Source organism: Bordetella muralis (assembly GCF_054781015.1).
In genome coordinates this window covers 87,538-112,215 of record NZ_BAAGVF010000002.1, presented here as the reverse complement: position 1 = coordinate 112,215, position 24,678 = coordinate 87,538, and the positions used below count along the sequence as shown (strand labels likewise).

At 60.5% G+C, this 24,678-nt stretch carries 22 protein-coding genes; 5 read left to right on the top strand and 17 right to left on the bottom strand.

The annotated features are described in order from the left end of the window. The first annotated feature begins 322 nt into the window (after positions 1-322). Both ACYVIT_RS02585 and ACYVIT_RS02580 read left to right on the top strand, forming a co-directional pair. Positions 323-913 (top strand): PadR family transcriptional regulator, encoded by a 591-nt coding sequence (locus tag ACYVIT_RS02585; RefSeq protein ID WP_415805631.1) that lies wholly within the window; start codon positions 323-325, stop codon positions 911-913. Positions 914-935: 22 nt separating this feature from the next. Beyond that, positions 936-1,757: a siderophore-interacting protein gene (locus ACYVIT_RS02580; RefSeq protein ID WP_415805540.1), complete on the top strand. Its 822-nt coding sequence runs from the start codon at positions 936-938 to the stop codon at positions 1,755-1,757. Positions 1,758-1,801: 44 nt separating this feature from the next. On the opposite strand, the gene ACYVIT_RS02575 is transcribed toward ACYVIT_RS02580, so the two are convergent. From ACYVIT_RS02575 to ACYVIT_RS02565, 3 genes are read right to left on the bottom strand one after another with little or no spacing between them, the layout of a single operon-like run. Then, complete coding sequence (locus tag ACYVIT_RS02575) at positions 1,802-3,226, bottom strand: aldehyde dehydrogenase family protein (protein WP_460478146.1); 1,425 nt, start codon at positions 3,224-3,226, stop codon at positions 1,802-1,804. Then, positions 3,223-4,308 carry an alcohol dehydrogenase gene (locus tag ACYVIT_RS02570; RefSeq protein WP_415805542.1) on the bottom strand — a complete coding sequence of 362 codons (1,086 nt, stop codon included), beginning with the start codon at positions 4,306-4,308 and terminating at the stop codon, positions 3,223-3,225. Before ACYVIT_RS02570 ends, ACYVIT_RS02575 begins: the two co-directional genes overlap by 4 nt. A gap of 13 nt (positions 4,309-4,321) precedes the next feature. Continuing rightward, a complete protein-coding gene (locus tag ACYVIT_RS02565) occupies positions 4,322-5,515 on the bottom strand; it encodes an ABC transporter substrate-binding protein (RefSeq protein WP_415805632.1) in 1,194 nt (397 codons plus the stop codon). Positions 5,516-5,711: 196 nt separating this feature from the next. On the opposite strand from ACYVIT_RS02565, the gene ACYVIT_RS02560 reads away from it, so the two are divergent. Continuing rightward, positions 5,712-8,471, top strand: coding sequence for a LuxR C-terminal-related transcriptional regulator (locus ACYVIT_RS02560; RefSeq protein ID WP_415805544.1), 2,760 nt, complete (start codon positions 5,712-5,714; stop codon positions 8,469-8,471). Positions 8,472-8,537: 66 nt separating this feature from the next. Here ACYVIT_RS02560 and ACYVIT_RS02555 read toward each other — a convergent pair whose 3' ends face one another. The 5 genes from ACYVIT_RS02555 to ACYVIT_RS02535 are packed head-to-tail and all read right to left on the bottom strand — an operon-like array spanning position 8,538 to position 14,654. Continuing rightward, complete coding sequence (locus ACYVIT_RS02555) at positions 8,538-9,839, bottom strand: four-carbon acid sugar kinase family protein (protein WP_415805545.1); 1,302 nt, start codon at positions 9,837-9,839, stop codon at positions 8,538-8,540. Beyond that, positions 9,836-11,110 (bottom strand): ribulose-bisphosphate carboxylase large subunit family protein, encoded by a 1,275-nt coding sequence (locus tag ACYVIT_RS02550; RefSeq protein WP_415805546.1) that lies wholly within the window; start codon positions 11,108-11,110, stop codon positions 9,836-9,838. Before ACYVIT_RS02550 ends, ACYVIT_RS02555 begins: the two co-directional genes overlap by 4 nt. Continuing rightward, positions 11,107-11,646 carry a VOC family protein gene (locus tag ACYVIT_RS02545; RefSeq protein ID WP_415805547.1) on the bottom strand — a complete coding sequence of 180 codons (540 nt, stop codon included), beginning with the start codon at positions 11,644-11,646 and terminating at the stop codon, positions 11,107-11,109. Before ACYVIT_RS02545 ends, ACYVIT_RS02550 begins: the two co-directional genes overlap by 4 nt. A gap of 45 nt (positions 11,647-11,691) precedes the next feature. Continuing rightward, positions 11,692-13,623 (bottom strand): TRAP transporter large permease, encoded by a 1,932-nt coding sequence (locus ACYVIT_RS02540; protein WP_415805548.1) that lies wholly within the window; start codon positions 13,621-13,623, stop codon positions 11,692-11,694. Beyond that, complete coding sequence (locus ACYVIT_RS02535; protein WP_415805549.1) at positions 13,623-14,654, bottom strand: TRAP transporter substrate-binding protein; 1,032 nt, start codon at positions 14,652-14,654, stop codon at positions 13,623-13,625. The genes ACYVIT_RS02540 and ACYVIT_RS02535 overlap by 1 nt, the downstream gene beginning before the upstream one ends. Before the next feature lie 260 nt (positions 14,655-14,914). Between ACYVIT_RS02535 and ACYVIT_RS02530 the strand changes: the two genes are divergently transcribed. Then, on the top strand, positions 14,915-15,973 hold the full coding sequence (locus tag ACYVIT_RS02530; RefSeq protein WP_415805550.1) for a LacI family DNA-binding transcriptional regulator: 1,059 nt from the start codon (positions 14,915-14,917) through the stop codon (positions 15,971-15,973). Between the two features lie 64 nt (positions 15,974-16,037). On the opposite strand, the gene ACYVIT_RS02525 is transcribed toward ACYVIT_RS02530, so the two are convergent. The 8 genes from ACYVIT_RS02525 to ACYVIT_RS02490 form a co-directional block, all read right to left on the bottom strand. Continuing rightward, positions 16,038-16,967 carry a LysR family transcriptional regulator gene (locus ACYVIT_RS02525; protein ID WP_415805633.1) on the bottom strand — a complete coding sequence of 310 codons (930 nt, stop codon included), beginning with the start codon at positions 16,965-16,967 and terminating at the stop codon, positions 16,038-16,040. A 59-nt stretch (positions 16,968-17,026) separates the two neighbouring features. After that, the gene (locus ACYVIT_RS02520) at positions 17,027-17,761 is read right to left on the bottom strand and encodes an amino acid ABC transporter ATP-binding protein (RefSeq protein WP_415805551.1); all 735 of its coding nucleotides are present in this window, start codon (positions 17,759-17,761) and stop codon (positions 17,027-17,029) included. 20 nt (positions 17,762-17,781) lie between these two features. Beyond that, a complete protein-coding gene (locus ACYVIT_RS02515) occupies positions 17,782-18,471 on the bottom strand; it encodes an amino acid ABC transporter permease (RefSeq protein WP_415805552.1) in 690 nt (229 codons plus the stop codon). Beyond that, on the bottom strand, positions 18,464-19,153 hold the full coding sequence (locus tag ACYVIT_RS02510) for an amino acid ABC transporter permease (RefSeq protein ID WP_415805553.1): 690 nt from the start codon (positions 19,151-19,153) through the stop codon (positions 18,464-18,466). The genes ACYVIT_RS02515 and ACYVIT_RS02510 overlap by 8 nt, the downstream gene beginning before the upstream one ends. Before the next feature lie 113 nt (positions 19,154-19,266). Further along, positions 19,267-20,085, bottom strand: a complete 819-nt coding sequence (locus tag ACYVIT_RS02505) for an ABC transporter substrate-binding protein (RefSeq protein WP_415805554.1) — start codon at positions 20,083-20,085, stop codon at positions 19,267-19,269. 119 nt (positions 20,086-20,204) lie between these two features. Then, positions 20,205-21,407 carry an aminotransferase class I/II-fold pyridoxal phosphate-dependent enzyme gene (locus tag ACYVIT_RS02500; RefSeq protein WP_415805555.1) on the bottom strand — a complete coding sequence of 401 codons (1,203 nt, stop codon included), beginning with the start codon at positions 21,405-21,407 and terminating at the stop codon, positions 20,205-20,207. Continuing rightward, the gene (locus ACYVIT_RS02495) at positions 21,407-22,084 is read right to left on the bottom strand and encodes an RraA family protein (protein ID WP_415805556.1); all 678 of its coding nucleotides are present in this window, start codon (positions 22,082-22,084) and stop codon (positions 21,407-21,409) included. Before ACYVIT_RS02495 ends, ACYVIT_RS02500 begins: the two co-directional genes overlap by 1 nt. 206 nt (positions 22,085-22,290) lie before the next feature. Next, entirely contained in the window at positions 22,291-22,464 is a 174-nt protein-coding gene (locus ACYVIT_RS02490; protein WP_415805557.1) for an ankyrin repeat domain-containing protein, read from the bottom strand. A gap of 64 nt (positions 22,465-22,528) precedes the next feature. On the opposite strand from ACYVIT_RS02490, the gene ACYVIT_RS02485 reads away from it, so the two are divergent. Further along, on the top strand, positions 22,529-23,404 hold the full coding sequence (locus ACYVIT_RS02485; RefSeq protein ID WP_415805558.1) for a LysR family transcriptional regulator: 876 nt from the start codon (positions 22,529-22,531) through the stop codon (positions 23,402-23,404). Here ACYVIT_RS02485 and ACYVIT_RS02480 read toward each other — a convergent pair. Continuing rightward, entirely contained in the window at positions 23,401-24,570 is a 1,170-nt protein-coding gene (locus ACYVIT_RS02480) for an amidohydrolase family protein (RefSeq protein WP_415805559.1), read from the bottom strand. The two genes, ACYVIT_RS02485 and ACYVIT_RS02480, sit on opposite strands and share 4 nt — an antisense overlap. Between the last annotated feature and the right edge of the window lie 108 nt (positions 24,571-24,678).

The following is a 24,678-nucleotide window of genomic DNA, read 5'->3' as shown; positions in this document are numbered from 1 at the left end:
ATTCTGCGTTTTCATTGCAACAACGCAATATTTTTTCGACGAAACCCAGGTTTTTATCGATGAAACGCGGTTGGCTGTTCAACGAAACAACATTGCGGGTTCTGTTCTTCCCGCGGGGGTTGGCCGCACCCGAGGTCTGGAAATAGACCCTTAGCCTTGACACCATAATATCGTTAGATATATCGTACGATATATTAAAAATACTCAAAGACACACGGCACACCCCATGCACCCTCACGATCTCCATCCGTATAGTCCGCGCCATATCGCGCCCTGCCAGAATGCCGCCGCCCATCATGGCCGACACGGCGGCCACGGCAAAATGCGCGGTGGCCATGGCATGGGTGGCGGTCACGGCATGGGCGGCGATGGCATGATGCGCGGCCGTAAATTCAGCGCCGAAGACCTGCAATTGATGCTCTTGGCGTTGATCGAAGAGCAAGCCCGCCACGGTTACGAGCTGATCAAGGAAATAGAGGCTCGCACCAACGGGTACTACACACCCAGCCCCGGCGTGGTCTACCCCGCACTGACCTATCTCGAGGAACTCGACTACGCCACCGTCGAGACGCACGGCACCCGCAAGCGCTATCACTTGGCCGAGGCGGGCCGCGCCCATCTGGACGGTCAACGCGACCGGGTCGAACTGCTGCTCGCGGGCCTGCAACATGTGGCTCGCAAGATGGCTTGGATGAAACAAGCCTGGCAGGGGGATCCCGGTGCCCAAGAAGCCATCGAGGCCAGCGGCTGGCTGCGGGAATACGTCGAGGCCCGACGCGCCCTGCGCGAAGCTCTCCTACGCCGATCCGATGCTGATGAGGCCGAACAGCGCCGCATCATCGCCATCCTGGAACGCGCCACGGCAGACATTCTGGACCAGGCGGCCGGGTCCTGTGATCCCGTCGCAGATTGACGCTACTGATACAAGGATATTTATGGACACCGCATCCATCGACCACTATGCCGTACAAAAAGTCCGGCATCCTCTGAAATCGCGCATGCTGCAAGTCAGCCGCGTACAGCCGCTGAGCGCACACATGGTGCGCATCACGCTCACGGGTGATGACCTCGAGGGCTTTGTCTCCGCCTCGTTTGACGACCACGTCAAGGTCTTCCTACCCGAGGGCGAGGCTCTGCCTGTCATCCCCACTATCGGCCCCAATGGCCCGGAATTTCCCGCTGGCGTAGCGCGCCCTCAGGCGCGCGATTACACGCCGCGCCGCTATCGCGCCGACACCAAAGAACTCGATGTCGATTTCGTGCTGCACCAACACGGCCCCGCCGGCGCCTGGGCAGCGCAAGCACAGCCGGGACACTATTTAGGCATCGCCGGTCCGCGCGGTTCGTTTGTCATTCCACATGATTTTGATTGGCACCTGCTGGTCGGCGATGAAACGGCGTTGCCCGCTATCGCGCGGCGCCTGGAGGAGCTCCCCGCAGGCAAACGCGTCCTCGCCGTCATTGAAACCCGCGGCCCCGATGCGCGCATCGATCTGCCTACGCAAGCCGACGCGACGGTGCAATGGGTAAACGGCGGCCCCGATGCCGAGGACTCTGAATCCGTGCTGGAACGCGTGATTCGCCGTCTGCAACTGCCCGAGGGCGAAGGCTATATCTGGGCTGCCGGCGAATCTTCTGCGATTCGCGGCGTGCGGCAGTTTCTGGTCCAGGAACGCGGTATCGACAAGTCCCGCATCCGTGCATCTGCTTATTGGCGGCGCGGCAATCAAGGGGCGCATGAAGTACTGGAGGATTAAGCGGCGGTGGCAAAGCGCCGTCGATATGGCGCCTGCCACACTCTTTAACTAGTTAGCGTCACTCTCGTCTGCACATTGGTGTATTCCAGCAACCCCTCCATTGCGTTCTCCACACCGATTCCAGACTGCTTTTGCCCGCCGAATGGCGCATTCGGCGACATCACATGTATGTGATTGACCCAAACCATCCCTGTTTGCAGACGCCCCGCGATCTCATAGGCCAGTTTTTGATCCCGGCTCCAGACCGAGCCTCCCAAACCATAATCGCTATCGTTGGCGCGACGCACCACCTCGTCGATATCGCGGTATTTCAATAGCGGCAACACGGGGCCGAATGCCTCCTCTGTCACCGATCGAGCGTCATCCGGCGGATTATCCAGAATGCATACCGGAATGAAGTACCCCTTGCCCTCAGGCACACTGCCTCCCAGCAAAAACTTCACACCCGTGCGGTGCGCATCTGCGATCAGATCCTTTACCCGTTCATACTGCATGCGATTCTGAATCGGCCCCAAGCCAATGCCAGGATCGGCGCCGTTGCCCATTTCGACGGTACGCGCGTAGGCCACGAGCTCGCGGCTGAAATCCTCGTAGATGCTTTCATGCACATACATGCGTTTCGTCGCCAGGCAATACTGCGAGCTATTGCGAAATGCACCCCAGAACAAAGCACGTGCGGTCTGCGCCACATCCACATCCGGCAAGACGATGGCTGCGTCATTTCCCCCCAGTTCCAGGGTAATTCTCTTGAGCCTGCTGGATGCGCTTTGCATGACGCGGCGCCCGGTAGCGGTCGACCCCGTAAAGCCTATTTTGTCAACGCCTGGATGCTCGGTCAGCCATGGCCCCAAACGATCGGAGCCACTGACCACATTCAACACACCGGGCGGCAACACATCGCGAAACAGCTCACCCATTTTGAGTGATGTCAGCGGCGTGAATGGCGAGGGTTTCAATACCACGGTATTGCCCGCCAATAATGCGGGCGCAACCTTCCAGATGGCCAGCGTCATGGGGAAATTCCACGGCGCGATGGCGGCCACCACACCGATGGGAACATGGTGAGTCTCAAACAGATGTCCTGCACCATCATCATGCCGCGACACAGGTAACGTCCGTTTCGCATATTCGCGCAGCCAATGCACGCAGCGGCCTACTTCGGCCTTGGCATCGGCGTGAGGCTTGCCCTGTTCACGTGTCAACAGACGCATGAAGTCGTCCGTATGCGATGCCAGCAAATCGGCCATCGCATCCAGCGCCTGTTGCCGCCGGGCTGGCGGCAACGCCGCCCATGAGGTTTGTGCCCGCCGTGCTGCGGCAACGGCGTCATTCAGTTGATCCAATGAGGCATCGGGCACACGCGCGATGCATTCTTCTGTCGCAGGATTCAGCACATCCATGCTTTCTGACGACAGCGTCGCGCGGCCATCAACGGTCATGGTGTAATTCGACTCGAAACTCAGGGTCATGATGCTGCCGCCGCCGAATCATTCATGCTGGGGCACAGGATCAAACGTCCCACCACGCGGCCTTGCGACAAGTCCTGCAACGCACTGGCAGCGTCGTCCAGGCAACGGCAGGACGTCGGAATCAAGGTAGGCTGCTTCTCCCGCACCAGACGCATCAACGACTGCAGTTCGCCCAGATTACCGATATAGGAACCTTGGACCGTTGCCGCGCGCATGGGCAGCAAGGCCGACGACAATGTCAGTTCGCCGCCGAACAATCCCACGACAATCAACTGGCCGCCTTTGGCCAATAGATCCAGTCCCTGTTGCACCGTCGAACCGTGGCCAACGCAATCAATCACAGCCCATACGGGACCGCCTGCAGCGGCGCGTATCTGGTCCAACGCATCCGGCGCCCCGGCATCCACCGCACATGTCGCGCCTGCGGCCAGTGCCGCGCCGCGCCGTTTACCGTCCGGCTCCAGCACAATCACGCTGCTGCATCCCATCGCACGCAACAAGGTGACGCACATCAATCCCAGCCCGCCTGCGCCGATCACCAGCACAGCCTCTTGCGCCAGTACGTCGCGATCGATTTTGTTGATGGCACTGTAGGTCGTCAAACCCGAACATGCATACGGCGCGGCTTGCTCGGGGGTCAATGTGCCGATATCCACGAGATAACGTGAATGCGGCACCAGCAAATGATCGCTGTAGCCGCCGGCTCGAAATATGCCCAGGAAACGCGGTTGCGTGCACAGGTTCTCTCGACCCCGCAAACATACCCGGCATTGGCCGCAACCTATCCATGGATAGACCAGCCGGCGATCGCCCGGCTGGACATCGCTCACATCGGGCCCAACGGCGACCACCTCACCGACCGTCTCGTGGCCCAGTGTCAACGGCAGACCAACGCCACGATCCGCCATGTTCAACCGCTTGCCGCCACCGAGATCGTACGAACCTTCCCACGTGTGAATATCGGTATGGCAGACGCCGGCGGCCAACACGCGCAACAGCACCTCATTGCCCTGCGGTTGCGGCGTCGCGCGCTCAATGCGCTGCAACGGTTGTCCAAAGGCAACTACATCCTGGCTGATCATGTCTGTCCTCCTGTTATTTCACCAACGGGCAAGCGCCCTGATTCAGCGGACGAAACGCCACGTCCCCGGGAATCACACCGATCTGCTTGTACAGATCCCATTCATTTTTCGACTCGGCAGGCGTCTTCACCTGGAACAAGTACATATCGCGCACCACGCGCCCGTCAATGCGCAGCTTGCCGTCACGCGTCATGAAATCATTGATGGGCGTCTCGCGCATCTTGGCCATCACGGCATCTGAATCCTTGGTCCCGGCGGCCTGGACGGCCTTGAGATAATGCATCACTGCACCATAGGTGCCAGCCTGTGTCATCGTCGGTTTACGTCCGACTTTTTCCTGAAAACGTTGGGACCATTGACGCGTAGCATCGCTCTGATCCCAGTAGAAAGCCTCGGTCAAGAGCAGGCCCTGCCCCAATTCCAGCCCGATCGATTTCACGTCCGAGAAAAAGGCCAGCAACGCCACCAGCCGTTGTTTGCTGTCGCCGCGTCCAACGCCGAACTCGGCAGCCTGCTTGATCGCATTGATCAGGTCCCCGCCTCCCAGTGCCAGCCCCACAATACCCGCGTTCGAAGCCTGCGCCTGCAACAGAAAGGAACTGAAATCCGGTGAGTTCAAAGGCGAACGCACGGCACCTACCACTTTGCCGCCACCTCGTTCAATCACCGCGCTGGCGTCGGCCTGCAGCGCATTTCCAAACGCATAATCGGCCGTAATGAAGTACCACTGCTTGCCGCCTTGACGGGTTACCTCTGCGCCCGTGCCACTGGCCAGGGCATAGGTATCGTATGTCCAGTGCACGGTATAGGGCGAACATGCTTTGCCCGTCAGATCCGAGGTCGACGCACTGGTGACCATGATGATCTTCTTTTTCTCGCGCCCCACCTCGCTGACGGCCAAGGCGGTCGCCGACGTAGGCAGATCGGTGATCATGTCCACCCCATCCTGATCGAACCAGCGGCGCGCCGCCGCGCTGGAGACATCCACCTTGTTCTGGCCGTCGATGTAGACCAGCTCGATAGGCTTGCCCAGCACTTGGCCGCCAAAATCCGCGACCGCCATGCGCGCGGCCTCTACCAGGCCGCTGCCGCCGATATTCGAATATACCGAACTCATGTCCGTCAGGACGCCGATTTTGACCGGCGCCTGTGCGGGGGCAGACCCGGCCGCAGCGCAATAGAACATCAGGCCGGACAACGCCAGCATCGCCTTGGAATTTTTCACAAGTTGTCTCCGATCATTATTTTTCAGGCGCAATGCGGGTACACGCCATTGCCCTGTACAGGTTCTTTTTGTATCTTAGGGACCCGTTTTGCGTCTTCGTCCGAACGGGTGATTTTTCGGCATGCCCCGGGTTTACCCGATCCCTTTCCTCAGGTATTCGTTTCCAATACAGGTCGTTATGCAGTTACCCGCCACGCTGCAGGCCACCCTGGTCAGCGGCAAACTGAATGCCCCCGTGGTGTCTGCTCATCACGTGACGCGGCATGCGCTGCGTGAGCAGATATGCCAGCACGCGCCGGGGAAAGTGGTGTTGCTGCGGGGCCCAGCGGGGTATGGCAAAACCTCATTGCTGGCGCAATGCCGCGACCAGATGCTGAACGCATCGACCGCCGTCACCTGGTTGACCCTGGACAATGCGGACAATGATGCCGTCCGTTTTTTGCACTGCCTGGGCATGGCCCTGCAAAAGCTGACGCCACATCAGGATCAGACGTCGATCAAGATGGGCTTGCCGGCGCGCGACCCAGCAAGGGGCGCGATGGATTCTTCGCGTCCTCCACATACCGACATTCTCGAACTGGCTCTCGCCGTCAAAACGCACATTGCATCGCTGGCGCATCCATTCGCCTTGTTTCTGGATGATTTTGAATCCATTACCGAACGCAGCGTGCTGGACCTGATTCAGGATCTGATCTCGGATTTGCCGCATCATGGCAGCCTGCTCATCGGCACTCGGCATGTGCCCTCGCTCCATCTTGGCCGACTGCGCAGCCGCGGCAAATTGCTGGAGATCAACAGCGCACAATTGTGCTTTTCACACGAGGAGACTGCCAGTCTGTTTGCTGGCATGCAGCGGCCCTTGCTCCCCGCAGATATCGATCAGCTGCATCGCAAGACAGAGGGCTGGATTGCCGCGCTATGGCTGGTGTCATTGTCGCTGCCCCGGCATGCTGACCCCAGCGCCTTTGTCGCACGATTTTCCGGTACAGAGCAATCCATTGCCGAATACTTGGCACAGGACGTTCTGGCAGGCTTGCCTGAAGAAGTACGCCATTTCCTGCTGCGCACCAGTATCCTGAAGCGATTGAACGCACCGCTGTGCCAGGCTCTGCTGCCGGACCTGCCATGCGAAACCTTGCTTGCGCAGTTGGAAAGCACGCATTTGCTGCTGGGCAGCGATGCTCTCGATGAGCACAGCTATCGCTATCACAGCCTATTTGCCGCGTATTTACAGGCGCAATTGCGCGCCGCAGCTCCCACGGAAATCGCCACGCTGCATCGGCGCGCATCGGCCTGGTTTTTGCAGCAGAACCGGCCCGTCCCGGCCATCGACCATGCCATTGACGGCGGCGATTTCCAGCTCGCGATTGAACTCTTGCAAACCCATGCGGCCCGCCTCGCAGCGGAGGGCCGCATGGGCCTGCTGGCCCGTTGGTTCACTCAGATTCCACCGGCCACGCTGGCCACGCAACCTGTTCTGCAAGCCCTGCAGATCTGGGCCACGTGCATGACACGCGGGCCGAGCGAAGCCAACCTGCTGATGACAGAACTGAAGCTCGCTGGCCACAACGATCCCGCGGTGCAACGGCACGTACGCACGCTGCGCCCACTGCTGCTGTCCATGATGGACTGTCATGAGCAGGCGTACGAGATCGGCATGCCCAGCATTGCAGCCTTGCAAGGCGAGCTCTCCTTTGCGGAAACCGCTTTGCTCAACGCGATGGCCAACGTTGCAGCCGTACTCGGACGCTATCAGGAAGCCCGCCGCTGGCTCGACACGGCACGGCGCGCCCAGGGCGTTGCCGCAAGCCGTTTCAATCACATGTATTCCGAAGCCGTCGAGGGCATCATCGATCTGCAGGAAGGACGCCTGCGTCAAGCCGGCGCGCGTTTTCTGACGGCGGTGCATGCCACGCATCGCGACATGCCAGGCCCTGTCGGCGGCAACGCCTGGGCGGGGGTGCTGTATGCCGCCTGGGTCTACGAAACAGGAGACCTGGCGCAAGCCTCACGTTTGCTGGCCGTCTATGTCCCGTTGGGCCGCGACGTCGCCCTGCCCGATCACATGATTCTGGGCTATGTCATGCTATCGCGCATCGCGTTCCTGAATGGCGACACTGACCGCACGTTTTACCTGTTGGGCGAATTGGAATACCTCGGACACCAACGGCGCCTGCCGCGCATCGCGGCCAGCGCTCGAGTTGAACGAGCGCGATTCCTGCTGCTGCAGGGCCACAGCAGCGCCGCACGCGATGAACTGCTACGCGCCGAGGATGATGACCTGTGGCAACGCGTAGAACGTCTACGCCTGCCCGCCAATGATCTGCTCTATCCGCGGCTGGGAAAACTGCGCTGGGCCTGTTATGCCGGCAACCATAGCGACCTGCAGTGGGCGATCGCCGAACTCGAATGCGACACTGCCGCTGCGATCGAGGCTCGCAGATATCGCCGGGCCTTCAAAACGCGCCTGCTCACAGCAGTCGCATACGAAAGGCTGGGACAAGACAGCAAAGCCTATACGTTACTGACGCAAGTCCTGCAAACGGCCGTCAACGAAGAGCTGTGCCGTGTCATCGCCGACGAAGGCGCCGCGGTCGCAGGACTGCTCATACGCTTTCACGCTGCACCGGCTGGCCAGCGCTGGCTGACCGAGGAACCAGGGGCAGGAGCATGGCTGCAGAAATACCAACAACGAGCCGGCCTGAGCCTTACTCCTCGGGCGGCTGCCACGCCGGATATTTTGACGGATCCGCTAACCACCAAAGAAACGCGCGTGCTGGAACTCTTGGCCGAAGGCCACTCCAATATTTCCATCGCGCGCAAGCTGTTCGTCTCGGAAAATACCGTGCGCACGCACTTGCGTAACTTGAACATCAAACTGCAGGCGGCCAATCGCACCCAGGCCGTGGCCCAGGCGCGCAAGGCTGGACTGCTGTAGGTGCCACCAAGTGCGATAGAGAAACCTGGGCGTCGCCGGCATCATGCCTGCGACCGGAAAGCCGCGTCACGCGCCGGCGAGAAACCGTTCGAATAGATCTTCCGAGCCCATTTGCCCGCCTTTGAGCATGACTTCCATGCCGTCGAATTCAGGCACGTCGCTGTGCAAGCGGCATAGTGCTACACCGGGTTGAACACGCGCAATGTGGGACAAGCCCCACGCATCCAATGCCTGCATGGCGAGGCTGGAGCTGTCTCCCCCTGCAACGCCCAGGCGTTTGACAGGAGTGCGACGCAACACTGCATCTAATAGACGGCCACCTGCGCTAGCCAAGGCGTGGCTTTGTACACCTGCGGTGCGCTGGCCTTGAGCATTGTCCATCCAGGCAAGCACATGCTGGCCTTCGCGCAGCAGGGTGGCGAGTTCCGCCACCACGGCGGCCTGATAAACGGCGTCCTCACTGGCCAGGCGAACCGGATCCAGGCGAATCTTTCGATAGGAAGAAGCGGCCTGGACTTGTCTGGCCGTCATCGGCGATAGACTGCCAGCCAATAACAACACCGGTCCCTGTGCCGCGGCAAAGGAATCGTGCGCGGCGTGTTGCTCTGCGCCACCCCATTGCGTACCGAGCGCCTCGATCACACTGCTGGCGCCGACAGCCAGCAGAGACTCTGTCGCACAGGCCTGCGCCAACACGGCGCCGATCGCATCCAGATGCCGGGACTCCGCAACATCGAACAGCACCGCATCCGCACCGTTACCCCAGACGGAAAACAGGCGGCTGGCGATGGCATCAATGCCCAGCGCACACGCGCGCATGTCCACCCCCTCGACACGCCCTGCCCCCAACGTTGCGAAATGATGCCGCAGATCAGCCTCATGCATGGGTGTGACCGGATGCTGGCTCATCGTCGGATGACGATCAATGCGATGAACCTCGCCATCGGCTGCCGCATATAGCTGCGCAAACACGCAATACCGGCCCAGGCTGGGCTGGCCGCCGACAATGAAGGGCCTGTCCTGATCGACGGCCGTGCCCAATGTCTCCATGGCCACGGCGATGTTGCCCACTTGCGGGGCGCTGTCGAAAGTGGAGCACACCTTGTAGTGCACGACGCGCGGATTGAGCGTTTTAAAAAACTCGGCCACAGGCTGCAGTTCGGCACGCATGGCATCAGGTGCCATCGCACGGGTAGCGCCCGCGATGCCTAGACAGTCCAGCGGACCGACGCGTTGCAATTGCGCCGCCGTGGGTACGCCAAAGAACAGCAGGCTGCGCAAACCCATCCGCGTCGCCGTCGCCAGCGCGTCAGTGGCCCCCGTGAAATCATCGCCGTAGTACGCCAGGCGCGGCGGGATGATGCTCATTTTGATCCGAAAAACGCCAGCGCTCGGGCGAGCTCTGGAGCCTGGCGCGCATAGTCCGCCAGGTCCTCGCCCGCACGTACAGCCTGCCAGGCCTGACGAATACTCGTCACACCCGCAGCCGGCCCGTCGGGATGCGCCAGGATGCCGCCACCCGCCATGAACAGCAAGTCATCGCGGCCTATCGCGGCCCAGGTCGCCGGGACGGTGCCCGCCCATTGCCCCGAAGAAAAGGCCGGCATCACGAGGTCGTCCTGCGTCAAGCCCTCTGCCAACGGGGTATAGCTGTCACGCGCGCCCGAGATGACTTCGTCGTCCGACTGCGAGAATTTTCCCTGCAAGCCGTGTACATGCATGTGATCTACGCCCGCCAAGCGCCACAGCGTCTGATAGGCCTGATAGCCTATACCCAGCAACGGATGGCGCGACAAGGCACCGAACCCATTGCGATGGCCATGCAAGGCCAAGGCCGTATGGCGACGCAGGCTTTGAATGGCGGAATACCCGCAGGCATTCAAACTCGCCATCACGCAGGTGCCGCCCTCGCGCTCGACCAGATCGGCGTGACGACGCATCGCATCGGTTTCGTCGGTGATATTGAACGCCACCATGACTTTCTTGCCAGTGCGCTCAGCATGCTCTCGTACGACCCGCATCACGGCCGGCACGCGTTGTGCCAATGGCGCATGCTCTGGGTCCGCACAAACTTCGTCGTCCTTGATGAAATCGACGCCTGCCGCGCACAACTGCGCAACCAGCTCTGCAATCTGCGGCGCGGTCAGCCCCACGTTGGGCTTGATGATCGTACCGACCAGCGCGCCTTGCGACACGCCGGTGGCACGGCGCGTACCGGCAATACCGACACGCGGAAAATCGAATCGCCCGCGATACGAGGCCGGGACGTGCAGCGTTTCCAGCCGCAGGCCCGTGACCTCGCCCAAGTCATACAGATTGCCCGCCACCGTACTGGCCAGTGTGGGCAGGTTGGCGCCGATGTTCGCCGGAGGAAAAGCGATATCGATACGCGCGCGGCGCCACGGCCCCGGTTGACGGCGACGCTTCAGCCACGCATTGGGCAGACTGGGCGCATCGACCTCGTCCAGCATCTGCACCGACGTGACAGTTGCACGAGCACGCGCGCGCAGATCATCTGTCTCGCCCGCGACACGCGTAAACGTGCCGCTGGATTGTTCGCCTGCCATCACCTCGGCGACCGCCGCGGGATCCAGCGGTGTCTCAATGACGTAGCTGGCCAGGATGCGGTCACCGCTCATTGGGCCCCCAGGTTGGGAAACGGGCGTACGGGATCGCTACCGTCCCAGCCATCTGCAGCCTCGCGGATTTGTTGGAACATGCGGCCTTTGGGGCCGGCGACTTCAGACAGCTCGATCACCGTGCCAGGATGGTATTCGGTGTCGAAATAAATGAAGCGGCCGCGCTCACCGACCTCACCGCTCATCCTGGGCTTGAAGCCCTGGCGCAGCAGGCGTTCCAGATCGGCGTCGTAGTCTTCCGTCCAGTATGCGACGTGCTGCAGACCGGTGCGGCCGGCTTGCAAAAAATCGCGGTACATCGACGGCACGTCGTTACGCGTCTGGATCAACTCCACCTGCACAAAACCCGAGTTCGCCAGGGCCACCGAGTTATGCGGCTCGTACGGTTTGCCATCGTAGTGGTAATTCACGATGGGCACGCGCGGGTTGTAATACCAGGGGCCGACGCCCAGCGTCTTGCTCCAGTACTCCATAGCGGCCTCAATGTCAGGCACCACATAGCCCAACTGGCGGATCTGGCCGAGGAATCGGCTCATGACAATGCTCCCGTGCGAAATTGCGAAAGAAAGAAATGATCGGATTTACAGAAAACCGATGGAAATCCAGGGGATCGCTGCCACGAGCACCAGGCCCACCAGCAGCGCCGCCATATAGCCCCAGATCGGGCCGATCCCTTCGTTGGGATCGACTTTGCCCACGGCGCAGGCCCCGTAATAGCCCACGCCGAACGGCGGAGCGAACAGGCCCACGCCCATGGCCAGGATGACCACCATGGCGTACTGGACCTCGTGAATGCCCAACTCGCGTGCGATCGGGAACATCAACGGCCCGAACAGTACGATGGCCGGGATGCCCTCTAGAACGCTGCCCAGGACGATGAACGCCACCAGCGACACCGCCATGAAAGTGAACTGTCCGCCTGGCAGATTGCCCATCGCCAATGCGAGATCATGCGCAAAACCCGATTGTGTCAACGCCCAGGCCATCGCCGTGGCGCAGCCGATGATGAACAGAATCGCGCCCGACAGGGTTGCCGTTTCGATCAAAATGCCCGGCAAACGCTTGAAATCAAACTGGCGATACAGCAGCAATCCGGCGACTACCGCGTAAGCGATGCCGATCGTCGATACCTCGGTCGCCGTCGCGACACCTTCAACCACGGCGGCACGAATAACAAATGGCAGGGCCAACGCAGGCAGTGCGACGACGAACGTCTTGCCAATCTGTTTGCGAGACGCACGCGGCACGGCGCTCAAGTCCTCATGGCGATAGCGCCACCACACAATCACGCACAGCGCCAGACCCAGCACCAGTCCAGGCAGCAAACCGCCCGTAAACAAAGCCGCGATCGATACGCCAGTGACAGAGCCAATCGTGATCAACACAATCGACGGAGGAATGGTTTCCGTCTGCGCACCCGTGGTGGACAACAGCGCAATCAGATCCCCCGGCTTGGCGCCACGCTTTTTCATTTCGGGCAACAGCACCGGCGCGATAGCGGCCATGTCGGCGGTTTTGGAACCCGAGATTCCCGACACCAGATACATGCCGCCAATCAGCACATAGTTCAACCCACCCCGCACATGGCCGAGCAGACTCGACAGGAACTGCACCATTGCGCGCGCCATGCCGGTCATTTCGATCAGCATGCCCAGCAGTACAAAGAGCGGCACCGCCAGCAGGATTAGATGGGACATACCTTCGTCCAGACGACCCACCATCACCACCATGGGAGTACGTGTCGTCAAGGCGAGAAAACCAAATGTCGCCAGCGCAAACGAGAACGCGATCGGCACACCGGCAAAGACGCAAAAACCAACCACGCCAGCAAAGAAGATCAGCAGATTCAACTTGCCTAAGGTCATCAACCAGGGTCCTGCCAACCAGAACACCGTCGCGATCGCCACGGCCGTCACGACTGCAGGAACGACTTGCTTGGCATGCTCCGTGCGCAATAAACGCACTATGCAAACGAGCAGCATCAGCAACGTGCCGGTAGGCAGCGCACTGGCACGCCACGCGTTGCTGATCTCCATCGCCGGCGTGACGATGATCATTTCTTCGACGGCGTATTCCCACGCATGCGGCATCAGCAAGACGAGAAAGACCAACGAAGCAGCCAGCGCGAATACTTCCAAAAACGCGCGCTTTCCAGGACTGCATTTGCTAACCAGCGCCGTCATGCGCATGTGCGCGCCACGGCGCAGCGCAATCACGGCGCCGAGCATCGACAACCACAGGAACATGATCGATGCGAGCTCATCGGTCCAGACGATAGGCTCGTGCAACACATAACGGGCCACGACGCCCGACAGCAACACGACGACCTCGAGCACAACCAGCAAGGCCGCCGGCCACTCGGACACTACGCCCAACGCGCTATCCAGCCAAGCCAGCGGACCATGGCCTCGCTGCACAGAGGCCGGCGCGGCAGCCACTCCGGCGGCCGCAAGCGGTGTTGCCGCTGGGGGACTTGCGCCCCACACGGCCTTAGTATCGTGGCCCGCTTCCATCAGGACACCTTACCGACGGAGGCTTCCAACAACGCCCATGCCTCATCGCCGAACTTCTTCTTCCACTCGGCGTAGAAGCCGGCTTTACGCAATTGCTCACGGAAACTGTCGGCCTCGGTGGTGTTGAACACCATGCCTTTTGCAGCCAGGTCGGCTTGCAAGGTCTGGTTCAATTGCGCCAGGTCGGCGCGCTGCTGCAGGCCCGCATCGTTAAAGGCATTGGTGTAAATGGTCTTCAGATCATCCGGCAGATTGCGCCAGGCGCGGCCGTTGACCACCAGGTGGTAACCATCCCAGCTATGGTTGGTCAGCGAGCAATACTTCTGCACTTCGTACAGCTTTGCCGTCTGCAGAATCACCAGCGGGTTTTCCTGTGCATCCACGACCTTGGTCTGCAAGGCGGAATAGACCTCGCTGAACTGCAGGCTGGTGGGGGCGGCCTCCAGGGCCTTGAACATCGAGATCGCCATCGGGCTCACGGGCACGCGGATCTTGATGCCGTCCAGATCGGCTGCGGTCTTGATGGGGCCGGCGCTGCTGGTCATCTGGCGGAATCCGTTGTCCCACATTTTGTCCAGCGTATGCAGACCGACTTTGGCAAAGGCGGCACGCACGTGGTTGCCGAGCTGGCCGTCAACGGTTTTCCAGACTTCCTGATCGTTCGCGAACGCAAACCCCATGGCCGTGATCGCGCTGATAGGTGTCAGCGTGGCGATGACCATCGTGCCTGCATTGAACATCTCGATACCGCCGCTGCGCACCTGCGCCAGCATATCGGTGTCTCCGCCCAACTGGTTATTGGGGAACACGCGCACTTCCAGACGGCCGTTGCTTTCCTTGGCGATGCGGGCGGCGGCTTCCTGAGAACGGATATTCAGCGGGTGGCTGACCGGCAGGTTGTTGCCGTATTTGAATACGTACTCTGCCTGCGCGCTGCTGGCCAGGCGCGGCATGCTGACCATGGCCGCCAGCGGCAAGCCCGCCAGGGTACGCAACGCGCTGCGGCGCGTGAAAGACCTGTTATTCGTCATGACACTGTCTCCTGTGTACAAGCTTGCCGGCGTTACCGACGATGTTGGAAATCTCCAGACCGGCTATCCCGCGGCGGGGCCGGCACCATTTATGTTCGTTATCTACGAGTGCGCGCTCTGCGGCGCCGCTATCGATAGGGTCGTAAGAATAGAAGCCTGCCTGCAAAATCCCAAGCACATTTTTTGATGGGTTTTGAGGTACTCATCAAGAATGCGTGTAAGGTATACCCCCTGTATCCAGGCAGAAACGGAGAAACCCGGTGCCGCAGGCTTTACCTACCGTGATTGATATTGCGCGACTGGCGGGCGTGTCCCCCGCCACGGTCGATCGCGCCCTGCATCATCGACCTGGCGTACGCCAGGCGACCCTGCAACGTGTTCTGAAGGCCGCCGCAGAGCTCAAATACCTGCCCCAGGCCGAGCTCTATGCCGCCATGGCGCCACCCCCTATGCGCTTGCTCTTTGTGCTGCCCAGCCGTAGCAGCCGGTTTTTGTGGATGCTGGGGGAATGGGTCAAGCACTCGCACGAACACTGGGCGCCTTTCAACGTCAATTGCCGCGTGGCGCCCGTCGAGAGCTTCGATCCCGATGCCCTCACCCGTTTGTTGTTGCGTCGCGGCAAGCAAAGCGACGGCGTCGCGTTCATGGCGCTCGAGCACCCGAAGGTCCGCGAGGCAGTCGCAGAGCTCACTGATCGAGGCATCCCCTGTGTCACCCTGGTTTCCGATCTATCGCACTCCAAACGCAGCGCCTATGTGGGCCTGGATAATCGCGCCGCGGGGCGCACGGCCGCCCATTTGATTGGCCGCTTCCTGAGTCCCGCGCAGGGTTCGGCTGGCAGCCCTCAGCGACGCGCCAAAGTCGCGTTGATCGCGGGATCGCTGAACTATCGCGCGCACGAGGAACGTGAGGCCGGGTTCCTGCATTTATTCGCCGAGCAATATCCCGACATGCGCGTCGTGGGGCTGCGCGAGGGCTATGATGATGCGCAACTGAACTACCGGCAAACACAGGCCCTCTTGAAAGAGCATCCTGACCTGGCTGCGATCTACAACATCGGCAGCGGCGCCGAAGGCATAGGCCAGGCCCTCAAAGAAGCCGGCCGACAACACGAGATCGTATTCATCGGCCATGGCCTGACACCGGAAACGCGAGCGCTATTGATCGACGGCAGTATGGACGCGGTGATCAACCAGAGTCCGTTGACCACTATCCTGAACAGCATCCGGATTTTCACGAACCTGCGCGATCACCGCAGCGTATTGTCGGGTGTGGAGGCCACACGTACAGACGTGATTTTCAGAGAAAATCTGCCGTAGAACAGGGATGGCCAGGACAAGTTCCAATCCTGGCACATCGGCAGACTCGGCAGCGCCAGCCGGCTCAGCCCTCGCGCTGCGGCACATGCGGCAAGAATGCGCCCGCCACCTCGAACGCGCACTCCTGCCGGGCAATATCAATCACCGTCGCCACAACGGGGTTGACCAGGCTTTTCTTGTACACCGCGTAGTAATTGATGGTCGGCAAATCCGGCTGCACATCGAGCTGCCGCAGCATGCCGCGCTCGACCAACGGCGCAAAATACGCACCCGGCAGATAACTGATCCCCAGGCCCAGCATCGTCAGCTGCGCCATCATGCCCAGGCTGTTGCACGTCAACACGCGCTTCACCGACAGACCCTGCTCCGCAAACCAGGCATCGTACAGATGCGACAAGGCAGAGTTCGTCGGCTGGGAAATCACCGGATAGGGCGCCAGATCGTGCGGCGTCAGCGGCGTAGCCGCCGCAATGTCCAACTGCGGACTGGCCATCCAGACATTCGTCACAGCACCCAGATGAACGCAATCGTATTGATAACTCCAGAATGGACCCGGCATGATGGCCAGGTCCAACTGATCCCGTTCGAGGCGTTCATATAGGGTAATCCCCCCATCGATCTCGGGCATGAGTTGCACGCGCGGATAGTGCTGCGTGATCTGACTGATCAGCCGGGCCAGCCACGTCATGCCGACCAACTCGGTAACGCCCAGCCGCACGACACCCTCGACGCTGGCAGTGTCCGCCATGCTTTGCACAATGCGGCTGTTCAGCTCCAGCATCTCGCTGGCCAGATCAAACAAGCGGCGGCCATGCTGCGTGAGCGATAACCGTTTCGCGCGCCGCTCGAACAAGGGCGCGCCCGTAAACGACTCGAGTTCTCCCACCCGCTTGGCCACGGCCGACTGAGTAGTGTGCAGCTTTTTGGACGATGCGCTGAAGCTGCCAAGTTGTGCGCTCCAGTAGAACGCCTCGAGTTGCTTCAGGGTATACATTGCGGTGGGGGCCAAGTATCGAGAAACCGACACCTTACCACCCACTTGGGGCGGCGTGCTCATCCGCGCGGATGCAGAATATCGCTGAGAAAGCGCTGCGCGCGCGGATGTTCCGGTGCGCTGAAGAACTGCTCCGGCGTCCCGCTCTCGAGGATCTCCCCGGCATCCATAAAGATCACCCGATCGCAGACGTCACGGGCAAAGCCCATTTCGTGTGTGACGCACACCATGGTCATGCCGTCTTTGGCCAGCGATTTCATCACCTGCAGGACTTCGCCGACCATTTCCGGGTCCAGTGCGCTGGTCGGTTCGTCGAACAGCATCACCGGCGGCTGCAGCGCCAGCGCCCGGGCAATCGCCACGCGCTGCTGCTGCCCGCCCGAGAGCGCGCCTGGGTAGGCATCTATCTTGTGCGCCAAACCGACACGTTCCAACAACGCGTGCGCGAGCTCGGCAGCTTGCTTGCGCGGGCGTTTCTGGATATTCACCGGCGCGAACACCACGTTATCCAGCACGCTCATGTGCGGAAACAGGTTGAACTGCTGGAACACGAAACCGATCTTTTGACGCAACTGATTGAGGTTGAGTCCCTTGGCGTACACGTCCTGGCCATCGACGCGGATAGTGCCCTTTTCGATGGGTTCCAATCGATTGATCGTGCGGATCAGGGTCGATTTGCCAGAGCCGGACGGACCGCATACGACCACTACCTCGCCGCGCGCCACCTCCAGATCGACGTCTTTCAGCACATGGTGTGCGCCGTACCACTTGTTCACTTTTTCGAGCTTAATCATGAGAAAACGCCTTCAATACACTAGGCCATCGCGCGAGCACGACGCACTCGCCGATCGAACCAATTCACACCACGGCTCAGGCTGAAACACACCAGGAAATACATGATCGCCAGAATGCCGAACACCTGCAGCGGCTTGGTCAGGACCAGGTTGTTCACCTGATTGGCCGCAAAGGTCAACTCATTCACACTGATCACATAACCGAGCGAGGTCTCTTTGATGGTGGAAACAAATTGGCTAGTCATACTGGGCAATACGTTCACCAGCGCCTGCGGCAAGACTACCTTGCGCATCGTGGTCCAGTAGCCTACGCCCAGGGAACGGGACGCTTCGGTCTGCCCACGCGGGATCGCCTCGATCCCCGAACGCACCACCTCGGAGAGATATGCGCTCTCGTATAACACCAACGCGCATAGCAGCGTCCAGAAACCGCTGACGACTTCGCCAGTCAATTTCGGAATGACGAAATAGGCCCAGAAAATCAGCATCAGCAGCGGCATGCCGCGCACCACATTGACCAGCACGGCGCTGATGCGGCGCAGCCAGGCAAACGGGCTGACACGCGCCAACGCGATCAGCAGCGCCAGCGGCAACGATGCCGCCAAGCCGCACACCGCCAGGATCAAGGTCAGGGCCAACCCACCCAGCGGCCCGTTCGGATATTGCCCGACGAGAAACGTCGGCCAGTATTGTGCAATCACCTCAAGCATGCCGGCTCCTGCGGCCCGGCACGTAGCGGGCGTAAATATGTGAACCAATGAACATGATGCAGAACGAGCCCAGCAGATACATCGCCGTCGCGACCCCGAAGGTCGCAAACGTGCGATAGGTTTCGTTCTCGATTTCACGCGCCTGATAGGTCAGTTCAACCACGCCGATCGCCATCGCCACACTGGTGTTCTTGAACAGCAGCAGCGCGCGCCCGATCAGCGGCGGAATCGCTGCGCGCAGGGCTTGCGGCACGATCACGAATCGCATGCATTGCAGATAGCTGCAGCCCAACGCCCGCGCCGATTCGAACTGCGTGCCCGGAATAGAACGCAGACCACTGCGGATGTCTTCGGCAATGTAGGCCGCCGATCCCAGCGCCAAGGCAATGGCCGCCAGTGACAACTCGGCATTATGCTCATACAGCCAATCGCGAACTCCCTCGGGCAATAACTCCGGCATACCGAAATACCAGAACAGCACCTGCACCAGCAGCGGCACGTTGCGGTGATACTCGACATAGGCGTCAACGAACCAGCGGCATGGCGCCCAGTCGGTCGTCCGGATCACCACCAAGAGCACGGCAATCGTAAACGCCATCACCCAGGCGATCAGGAACAACTGCACGGTGGTCAGCATGCCATCGAGCAATTGATGTAGATAAATCGGTTCGAGAAAATCCATAAAACACTCTCTCAATGGAGTGCCGCGCGACCCTTGAACGGACCACACGGCGCTCGCACGGACGCAGGCGCGGGCCGCACATCATGTGCGACCCGCTCATTGCAAACAGCAGATCAACCTGCGATCGGGCCGATCTTGAAATCGCGTTTGAGCTTGTACGGCGTTTCCGGGCCGAACCATTTATCGAACAGCTTGGCGGCTTCGCCCGAGGCCTCGGCGTCGTTCAGCGCCTGATTCACCGCCTCCAGCAAACGCGTCTCGGATTTTTTGATACCCAGACCCCACGATTCACTGAACACGGGTTTCTCGATCACGCGCACTGGCGAGGTCGGGGGGCTTTGCAGGACCAGGCGGGCCAACACCAATTCCGACGCAAACTGTGCATCGACTTTCTTTTGCTGCAAGGCCAGGTACGCAGCCGAGCTATCGCTAAAACCCAGGACCTTGGATTTCTCCATGATGCGCTTGATCTCGCGCTCCGAGCTCGAACCCTTGGTCGCGGCGATGCGGCGACCGTTGACCGATTCGATCGTGTCGTAGTCCGAGTCGGCGCGGACCAACAGTTTTTGCGGGCTTACGTAATAGGCGTTGCTGAAGGCGATCTGTTCAGCGCGCTCGGGGGAATAACCCAGATTGGCCGCCAGAATATCGACTCGGCCTTCGCTCAGCTCGGGCACGCGCGCGGCAACCGACAACAGCTTGTATTGCACCTTCACACCCAGCTTGTCAGCGACCAGCTTGCAGACATCCACGTCGTAGCCGACCAGTTGACGCGTCGAGACGTCCTGGAAACTGAACGGCTGTGACGTGCCCAACGTTCCGCACAAGAGCTCGCCCTTGGCCTTGATATCGTCGAGCTGATCGGCCTGTGCCGGGACGCCGGCCAGCGTAGCGCACGCCAGGCATGCGGCCAGAATGGTTTTACGTATCATCGATTGCCCCTTTTGGTCATTTAGTCGTGGTGAAAAAAATCCGATAAGGATGAATGTCGAAGTGCTGCGTGGTTTCATACCTTGGCATCCCCGCAACGCTCGACCGCCATCCTCGCGGTTCAAGCTAACTTTTCGCAGGCGGCGCGGATCGCCGAGCAGCCCTCGCGGATATCATCCAGCGACGCTGCAAAAGACAGGCGGAACGTACCCGGTGCGCCGTAGGCATTGCCGTCGATCACCGCAACACCCGCCTCGCGCAACAAATAGTGCGTCAGATCGGTATCCGTGTTGATCACGTCGCCTGCCGGTGTGCGTTTGCCCAGCAAGCCCTGGCAATCCGGAAAGACATAGAACGCCCCTTGCGGCTCGACGATCTGCAAGCCCTGTGTCCCGCGCAGCGCCGCCATGGCCGTATCGCGGCGTTCGCGAAACACCTTTGCAAACTCGGCGACACAATCCTGCGGGCCGGCCAACGCCTCCAATGCAGCCGCCTGGCTGACTGACGACGCGCCCGACGTGCTTTGCGACTGCAGAATCGCCATCGCCTTGATCAACTCGTCAGGCCCTGCACCATAACCGATACGCCAGCCAGTCATCGCGTAGGCTTTGGATACGCCGTTGACAACCAGGGTGCGATCGATGAGCTCCGGCGCGACTTGCAGCGGGTGCACCGTGGTCTCGCCAGAGAAATTCAGGCGGGCATAGATGTCGTCCGTCATTAGCCACACGTGCGGATGCCGCACCAACACGTCAGCCAGCGCACGCAACTCCTCAGCCCGATACACGGCGCCGGTGGGATTGCTAGGCGCATTCATCATCAGCCACTTGGTGCGCGGCGTGATGGCGCGTTCCAGGGCCTCGGGCGTCAGTTTGTAATCGGTTTCCGGCGTCGTCGGCACGGCGACCGGCACACCGCCGTTGACCAATACCATATCCGGGTATGACACCCAGAACGGCGCGGGGATGATGACCTCGTCACCGTCGTTCAAGGTGGCCGCCAGGCCGTTGAAAATCACCTGCTTGGCACCCGTACTGACGATGATGCGCGAGGCGGGGTATTCGACGCCCGTTTCTTCCTGCAGGCGTACGCTGGCAGCCTTGCGCAGCGCGACGGTGCCTTGTGCAGGGGGGTATTTGGTTTCACCGCGATTCATCGCAGCGGTCGCCGCCTGGCGAATGTGCTCGGGCGTCATGAAATCCGGCTCGCCCACCGTCAGGTCAATGACGCGGCGGCCTTGTTCGCGCAGCTCCGCAATGATGGCGCGGGCCGCCACGCTGGGCGAGAGCTTGATGCGCTTGATCTTGTCGGCGATGATGCTCATTAGGCCTCTCCCGACTTCTGCGCAATGGTGCGATCGACCCACGGCTTGGTATAGGTGCCGGCGTTCAGTTTTTCCTTGATGGCGGCCTCATCAGCCTCTTTTTTCAGCGCCAGGGCCAGGACAGCCTCGGCGTGCTCGGCCGGGATCACGACTACGCCATCGGCGTCGCCCACCACTACGTCGCCAGGGAATACGACCTGCCCGCCGACCGACACGGGCACATTGATCTCGCCGGGGCCTTCTTTGTAGGGTCCGCGATGCGTCACGCCGCGCGCAAAGCACCCGAAATCCTCTTGCGCGAACACATCGGCATCCCGCACCGCGCCGTCAATCACGAAACCCACCACGCCGCGCATGCGGGCGTCCATCATCATCAATTCGCCCACCAACGCGTTGTTGGTATCGCCACCGCCATCGACCACGATCACTTCGCCGGCCTCGGCCAGCGAAATCGCCTTGTGGATCATCAGGTTGTCGCCCGGGCGAGCCTTGACCGTCAACGCACGGCCCACGATGCGGCGTGCTTGCGCGTGCAACGGACGCAGCCCGGCCACGCCGTACAAGCGATTCATGCAATCGCTGATCTGCGCCGAGCCGACAGTCGCAAAACCGGCCAGAACGGTAGAGGAAACGGCCGACTCAGGCCGGGGAAGAACGCGATATCCGATAAGACTCATGGGCTTGGGCAATGAATGCGTAAAAAACTGGAAGAAAACCAGCCCGCATTACAAACCCTAGGCTTCCAATCCTCAAAACGATATAAATTCGGCCAAATTCAAGAAAAAAATTCGTGAATCGGATTATAGCCGTTGGACTCCCTGCCCGGCCCCGGATGCCGCGCCTCTCGACACCGCGGCAATTCGACCAGCCTCACCGCGAACCATCAGGGTTTCGCGCCCGCGTCCATCAAGATCCGCGCGATATCGTCGTATCCGTGTTGGCGAGCGTGAGCCAACGGTGTCACGCCAGGGCCGTCCGGCAGATTCACATCCGCACCCGCCTGCACCAGCGCTTGCACAATCTGCACATGCCGAGCCCCGCCGTCGCCCAGGATCATAGTTGTCAGGCTTTCCACGACCATGATAAAAGCCGATCATCACATTAAAAAATTAAATATTTGAATGCCCGTCAGTCTGAAATCGAATAACGTGCTGTTCGAACTGGATTTGCTGAAAGCCATGGTCGCCGTCGTCGAATGCGGCAGCTTTACGACGGCAGCGACACGGCTGCATTCCACGCAATCCACGGTCAGCCAAAAAATACGCCGCCTGGAGGACCTCGCCGGCCATACTCTGCTGGATCGCGGCAATCGCGAGGTACGCCCGACCGAGGCCGGGCATGTGCTGTTGCGATACGCCCGCCAGATGCTGGCTGCCAACGAGCAATTGGCTGAAGCACTGTCCGGGGCGATGATGGCCATCACGGTACGGCTCGGCTTGCCCGAGGATTTCGCCACCGGTCCGATTACCAAGGCCTTTTCCACCTTTAGCCAGCACCACCCCCACGTCAAACTGGAAGTCACCAGCGGCCTGAGCCGCGATTTGTATCACGGCTACGAGCAAGGCGAATTGGATCTCGTGCTGGTGAAACAACGCCGGCATAGCCGCGCGGCAGTCAAGTGCCGTCCGGAAAAGCTGGTGTGGATCGACAGCGCTCGGCACCCCTGCCTGAAACAGGATCCCATTCCACTGGTTACCTTTCCCCAACGAGGCCTGTATCGTGACGAGATGATCCAGGCACTGGAAACAATAGGCCGGCCCTGGCGCATCAGTTTTACGAGTTCAAGCCTGGCTGGCATCCAGGAGGCCGTCGCCAACGGTATGGGTATCAGCCTGCTGCCGCGCCGGGCAGCGTCAAAGAACCACCAGATACTGACCCGGCGCAGCGGCTTGCCGGAGATTGACGCCTACGAAATGGGTATTTTTTATCGTCCCTCTGCGAATCAGGAAACTCGCGAACTGTCCGATGTGCTGGTTCAGTTACTGGACCGTACCTAAACCAAATCCTGAACACGGCCCTTGCGTATCAGGCGCCGCTCGGCGGGCGCACTCGCCACGGCAGCCGCCGCGTTGGGCGCCTTGACCGCCACGAACGTCGCCTCGTTTCCGACTGCCAATCCATAGCCGTTCAAGCCTAGCACTGAGGCCCCCGCCGAGGAAACCAGGTGCAGCGCCGTGTGCAACGACTCATCGGTATAGAACCCCGAGCGATATCCCACCAGCATGGCCCGCTGCAACATGTCGCCCGTGCCATACGGCCACCAGGCATCCTGAATGTTGTCATTGCCAGAGAACACATTCACCCCCGCCTCGCGCAAGCGCAACACCGGCGGAAACGCCCGATTACCCGGCGCATTCGTCATGATGGCGACACCTGCATCGGCCAATGCCCCCGCGATGCGATCCAGAACATCCGGCGTCACATCGCCCAGGCTATAGGCGTGGCTGACCGCGACACGGCCAGCCAGCCCTGCTGCACGCGTACGGGCAGCAATGCGATGGAGTTGATCTACGCCCTGCAATCCCGGCTCATGCAAATGGATGTCGATTTTCACGCCATGTCTTTCGGCGATTCCGAATACCGCATCCAACTGGCCATCGGCATCGCCATCCAGCGTCGTAGGGTCGATACCGCCCACCACATCGACGCCTGCGCGTGCGGCAGCCTCGAGGATCTGTACCGTGCCCGGACAGGACATCACGCCAGCCTGGGGAAACGCCACCAGCTCAATATGCACGCGGTCGCGCCATTGCTCACGCACCTGCATGATGGTGTGCAGATTTTCCAGCCCTGTCGTCGCGTCTACATCCACATGGCTGCGCATCGCAACCGTACCAAAGGCCGCGGCTTGTGCAAGCAATGCCTGCGCACGTTCGGCCATCGGTTTTGCTTGCGCCAACGCCTGTTTCTCGAACGCCAGACGCTCACGCAGACTGTTCGCCGTCTGATGCGGATGCCAAACGTCGCCGACAAAACTCTTGTCCAGGTGAATATGGCCATCAACAAACCCCGGCAGCGCCACCCAGCCTTGCAGATCAACAACGTCTGCGCCCTGCACCACCGGGACATCCGGCCCGATGCTGACGATCTTGCCATCTGCTACGGCGATACACAGCAGACTGCCGTCGGCGGCAGCGGCGTTCATGAATACACGTTCGATCATTGCAAAATCCTGATGGGTGAGCAGACGCGAGGCTTTTAATTATTTAGTGCCTCAAGCACTTCAAGGTGTCACGATAGCGCCATCCGCAAAGCATCGACAAGTTAAATG